This window comes from Alcanivorax sp. HI0044 (assembly GCF_001634945.1).
Genome location: NZ_LWEZ01001906.1, coordinates 1 through 918 on the forward strand (window position 1 = coordinate 1; position 918 = coordinate 918).

Genomic DNA, 918 nt, shown 5'->3' on the forward strand with positions numbered 1-918 from the left:
GGAGAACGGGTAATGCCACGTTTTGCCGCCAACCTGTCCATGCTGTTCACTGAGTTACCGTTCCGGGACCGCTTTGCCGCTGCGGCGGATGCCGGCTTCAAGGGGGTGGAATATCTGTTCCCGTATGGCTGGTCTGCTGACGAGTTGGCGTCATTGCTGGCGGAGAACGGGCTGACCCAGGTGCTATTCAACTTGCCTGCCGGGGACTGGGATGCCGGAGAGCGCGGCATTGCGTGTTTGCCGGATCGGGTGGAGGCGTTTCGCGAAGGTGTGTTTACCGCCATGGACTACGCCGAGGCGCTGGGCTGTGGGCAGATGAACTGTCTGGCGGGCCTGAAACCGGCAGCGCTGCCGTCAGAGGTGGCCTTTGCAACCCTGGTGGAGAACCTGCGTTTTGCTGCGGACCTGTTCGCCGCCAAGGGGCTGACCCTGACACTGGAAGCGATCAACTCCCGGGTGGATATGCCCGGTTTTCTGGTGGATACCTCGGCCATGGCCATGGCGGTGATTGAGGCGGCGGGCCGCGACAATATCCGCCTGCAATACGATCTTTATCATATGCAGATTATGGAAGGGGATTTGTGCCGTTCCCTTTCGCGACTTTGTCCCCATATAGGACATATTCAGTTTGCCGATAATCCCGGGCGCCATGAGCCGGGCAGGCCAAGGATGATCTTTCCACCCCAATTGAATTGCATCACGGTTCCTGTTTGGTTGCGTTAAACCAGCCCAGGCTGGTTATCGTGTCGGCCCGGGGCCGGTACTCCGCACTCACCCAGCCCGCATAATCCAGCGAGTCGATGTGAGCAAACACGGTATCAAAATGAATTTCGCCGCTGCCCGGCTCATGGCGCCCGGGATTATCGGCAAACTGAATATGTCCTATATGGGGACAAAGTCGCGAAAGGGAACGGCACA

Annotated in this window: 1 protein-coding gene and 1 pseudogene; one reads left to right on the plus strand and one right to left on the minus strand. The window is 58.7% G+C overall.

Annotated elements, in window-relative coordinates:
* Positions 1-12: 12 nt before the first annotated feature.
* Positions 13-678, plus strand: a pseudogene (locus A3730_RS28435) (TIM barrel protein); the annotation flags it as partial.
* A 19-nt stretch (positions 679-697) separates the two neighbouring features.
* On the opposite strand, the gene A3730_RS30045 reads toward A3730_RS28435, so the two are convergent.
* On the minus strand, positions 698-918 hold a 221-nt coding region (locus A3730_RS30045), incomplete at its 5' end, for a TIM barrel protein (protein ID WP_231884080.1).